This window comes from Arthrobacter sp. I3 (assembly GCF_000520575.1).
Lineage (GTDB): Bacteria > Actinomycetota > Actinomycetes > Actinomycetales > Micrococcaceae > Arthrobacter > Arthrobacter humicola_A.
Genome location: NZ_AZSB01000550.1, coordinates 1 through 3,933 on the forward strand (window position 1 = coordinate 1; position 3,933 = coordinate 3,933).

Sequence of the window (3,933 nt, forward strand, 5' to 3'; positions counted from 1 at the left end):
GAGCGGTGTAGTTCTCAGTCATTGAGTCAGTCCTTAGTTTTCGAACGCTGCTGTGTTGTCCTCGAACGATTCGAGGGGAGGGCAGGAGCAGATCAGGTTGCGGTCCCCGGCTGCTCCGTCGATCCGGCCGACCGGCGGGAAGTACTTGTCCTGCTTCAGCTGGAGGACCGGAAACGCCCCCTGCTCACGCGGGTACGCGCGGTCCCAATCAGAGCTAACGACGGCGGCAGCGGTGTGGGGTGCGTTGCGCAACGGCGAGTTCTCCACCCGGAAGTCGCCGTGCGAGTACTTGGCCTTGCCAACGGCGATCGCCGACAGCTTCCCGACCAGGGCGTAGTCGAGGAACCCGGCCGCGTCCGGACCGCTGACCCAGACTTCGCCCATGTGGGAGAGGTCGAACAGGCCCGCGGCGTTGCGGACAGCGTGGTGCTCTGCGAGTTCAGATTCGTATTTGAGGGGCATCTGCCAGCCGCCGAAGTCCGTGAAGGAGGCGCCGGCTTTTTTGTGCTGCTCGTAGAGAGCGGTGTAGTTCTCAGTCATTGAGTCAGTCCTTAGTTTTCGAACGCTGCTGTGTTGTCCTCGAACGATTCGAGGGGAGGGCAGGAGCAGATCAGGTTGCGGTCCCCGGCTGCTCCGTCGATCCGGCCGACCGGCGGGAAGTACTTGTCCTGCTTCAGCTGGAGGACCGGAAACGCCCCCTGCTCACGCGGGTACGCGCGGTCCCAATCAGAGCTAACGACGGCGGCAGCGGTGTGGGGTGCGTTGCGCAACGGCGAGTTCTCCACCCGGAAGTCGCCGTTGACGACCTGGTCGATTTCCTGGCGGATGGTGATCATCGCCTCGATGAAGCGGTCAATCTCCGCAAGGTCCTCGGATTCGGTGGGCTCCACCATCAGGGTGCCCGCCACGGGGAAGGACAGCGTGGGGGCGTGGAAGCCGAAGTCGATCAGGCGCTTGGCCACGTCCTCGGCCGTCACTCCAGAGCGGGCGGTCAGTTCACGCAAATCCAGAATGCACTCGTGGGCCACCAGGCCACCCGCACCCATATAGAGCACCGGGAAATGCCCATCCAGCCGGGACGCAACATAGTTGGCTGCGAGCAGCGCGGACTTGGTGGCCTCGGTGAGGCCCCGGCCGCCCATGAGCTTCACGTACGCCCAGGAGATCGGCAGCACACCTGCCGAGCCGTAGCGCGAGGCAGAGATCGGGGTGCCGTCGGCACCGTTGGCGGGATCAGCCGCGTTGCCGGGCATGAACGGGGCGAGGTGCGCTTTGGCCGCGACCGGGCCGACGCCCGGTCCGCCGCCGCCGTGCGGGATGCAGAAGGTCTTGTGCAGGTTCAGGTGCGAGACGTCGCCGCCGAACATGCCCGGCTGGGCCAGCCCGACCAGGGCGTTGAGGTTGGCGCCGTCGATGTAGACCTGGCCGCCGGCGGCATGGACCGCGTCGCAAACCTCGCGGACATCGGCGTCGTACACCCCGTGCGTGGACGGGTAGGTGATCATGATGCAGGACAGGGCGTCCTTGTGCAGCTCGATCTTGGCGGTCAGGTCCGCGTGGTCGATCGTGCCGTCCGAAGCCGTGGCGACGACCACGACCTTCATGCCGGCGAGCACGGCGGAGGCCGCGTTAGTGCCGTGCGCGGAGGCCGGGATCAGGCAGACGTTGCGCTGGGCATCGCCGCGGGAGAGATGGTAGCCGCGGATCGCCAGCAGGCCCGCGAGCTCGCCCTGGGAGCCGGCGTTGGGCTGGATCGAGACCTGGTCGTAGCCCGTGATCTCGGTCAGCTGGCCCTCGAGGTCCTCGATCAGTTCACGCCAGCCGGCGGTCTGGGATTCCGGGGCGAAGGGGTGGATGGAAGCGAACTCCGGCCAGGAGATGGCCTCCATCTCGGCCGTGGCGTTCAGCTTCATGGTGCACGACCCCAGCGGGATCATGGTCCGGTCCAGGGCCAAATCGCGGTCCGAGAGACGGCGGATGTAGCGCAGCAGCTGGGTTTCGGAACGGTGCGTGTTGAACACCGGGTGCTGCAGGAAGTCGGAGGTGCGCAGCACGGACTCCGGCAGTTCTGGACCCTGGGCTGAACCGACCGGGCCGGCGCCAAAGGCGACGGCAACGGCGGCGAGGACGTCCGGCGTCGTGGTTTCATCAACGGATACACCCACCGTGTCGGCGTCGATCACGCGAAGGTTGATGCCGCGGGCCTCGGCCGCTGCGATGACCTTGGCGGCCTTGCCGGGGACGCGGACCGTGACGGTGTCGAAGAAGGACTCGGAGACCAACTCGCGGCCGGCGGTCTTAAGGGACGCTGCCAGGGTGCGGGCGTTGTTGTGGATGGTCTCGGCGATCGCCTTCAGGCCATCGGGGCCGTGATAGACGGCGTACATCGAGGAGACGATGGCCAACAGCGCCTGCGCGGTGCAAATGTTGGACGTGGCCTTCTCACGGCGGATGTGCTGCTCGCGGGTCTGCAGGGCCAGGCGAAACGCGGTCAGGCCGGCATTGTCCTTGGACACCCCCACAATGCGGCCCGGAAGCGTGCGTTCCATGCCCTCACGCACCGCCATGTAGGCGGCGTGCGGCCCGCCGAAAAACAGCGGCACACCGAAGCGCTGCGTGGAGCCGACTGCGATGTCCGCCCCCTGCTCGCCCGGAGGGGTAATAAGGGTCAGGGCAAGCAGATCCGCCGCCACCGTGACCAGTGCGCCGCGTTCTTTAGCCTCCGCGATCACGGCGGACTGGTCCCACACCCGGCCGGAGACGCCCGGCTGCTGCAGGACGACGCCGTTGACGACGCCGTCGGGCAGGCCCTTCGAGAGGTCGGCGACCTCAACCTCGAAGCCGAGGGCCTCGGCGCGGCCCTTGACGATCGCGATGGTCTGCGGCAGCACATCGGTATCGAGGACGGTCTTGGCCCCGGCAGCGGACTTGTTTTTGTTGGCCCGGCGCATGAGAAGCACTGCCTCGGCGACTGCGGTGGCTTCATCCAGCAGGGAAGCATTCGCGACCGGCAGAGCGGTGAGGTCCTGGACCATGGTCTGGAAATTCAGCAGCGCCTCAAGCCGGCCCTGCGAGATCTCCGGCTGGTACGGTGTATAGGCCGTGTACCAGGCCGGGGCCTCAAGGATGTTGCGGCGGATCACCGGCGGCGTCACCGTGTCGTAGTAGCCCTGCCCGATCATCTGCACGGCGGTCTTGTTCTTCGACGCCAGTTTGCGCAGCTCGGCGAGGACTTCGACTTCGCTCAGGGCCGCGGCGAGCGCGAGGTCGGCGTCTTGGCGGATGTCCTTCGGAACGGCGGTGTCCACCAGTGCGTCGACGGTGTCGTAGCCGACAGCCTTCAGCATGGCGTCGACGTCGGCCTGGCGGCGCGCGCCGATATGCCGGTCAACGAAGGACGTGGAGGCTGGGGTAACAGTCACAAGGAACTCCATAACTCAGGCGGCGCAGGGTACGCCACATTGATTCGGGTTCCTCCCCGCTCTGTATTGGACCTGAGAGTTTCCGCGCAGCCTGCGTTTCAGGGCTCCGCTTGCACCGTCGGTGAGCACAGCATGTCCGGGACACGCCTGCTACTTTCCAGAGATGCCTTGCCGCGGCGGTACATGGGCCTGAGAGATTCCTGGGGAGGGTTTGCTCCTACGGCGCCTGCTTGTACCTACTTGCAGGACTCTCCCGCCGCAGATCAAAGGCGTATTTAATTGGGTGTTCAATCGAGGGTGACAACAGTCACAGCTCTCATTGTCCTATGCCGGGCGCGCGTCCGCAAACTCCCTCCCGGCGGCGGACCCAGGTTACGGGCCACGAGCCACCCGGCGGCGCATCCGGCGGCGCGAATCGCCGGAAACGCCCGGAGTCGCCGCCACTTTCCGGCGTGCTCGATCGCTTCCGGCGAATTCGGCGGGGTAGGGGGCGAAGTCGGCGGGGTAGGGC

At 66.4% G+C, this 3,933-nt stretch carries 1 protein-coding gene, 1 pseudogene and 1 riboswitch; the gene and the pseudogene both read right to left on the reverse strand.

Features of this window, described 5'->3' with window-relative positions:
- Window positions 1-282: 282 nt before the first annotated feature.
- Window positions 283-540 (reverse strand): annotated as a pseudogene (locus Y706_RS0102560) (glycine cleavage system protein T); the annotation flags it as partial.
- An 11-nt stretch (window positions 541-551) separates the two neighbouring features.
- Window positions 552-3,434, reverse strand: a complete 2,883-nt coding sequence (gcvP, locus tag Y706_RS0102565) for an aminomethyl-transferring glycine dehydrogenase (protein ID WP_173403044.1) — start codon at window positions 3,432-3,434, stop codon at window positions 552-554.
- Between the two features lie 155 nt (window positions 3,435-3,589).
- A riboswitch (glycine riboswitch) is annotated at window positions 3,590-3,688 on the reverse strand.
- Between the last annotated feature and the right edge of the window lie 245 nt (window positions 3,689-3,933).